Annotated in this window: 1 protein-coding gene; it reads left to right on the forward strand. The window is 54.9% G+C overall.

Features of this window, described 5'->3' with window-relative positions; all coding sequences use genetic code 11:
• On the forward strand, window positions 1-255 hold a 255-nt coding region (locus HBA93_RS22160; RefSeq protein ID WP_353619430.1), incomplete at both ends, for a GAF domain-containing protein.

Here is a 255-nt window from a genome sequence, read left to right on the forward strand (position 1 = left end):
CGGATTTTGCTCAAGCGTCTTCGCGCCTTAATGGCGGAAGCGCTGGAACCGCAGGAACGCCTTGATCATATTGTGCGCGAGATCGCGCAAAATATGGTGGCGGAGGTCTGTTCTTTCTATGTGCTGCGCTCCGATGAAATTCTTGAACTCTATGCAACCGAAGGTCTGAACCCGCAGGCTGTGCATTTGGCACAACTTCGTCTGGGGCAAGGGCTCGTCGGTACGATTGCTGCCACGGCACGTCCGCTTAATCTG

The sequence above is a fragment of the Ochrobactrum sp. SFR4 genome (assembly GCF_019730395.1).
Taxonomy (GTDB): Bacteria; Pseudomonadota; Alphaproteobacteria; order Rhizobiales; family Rhizobiaceae; genus Pseudochrobactrum.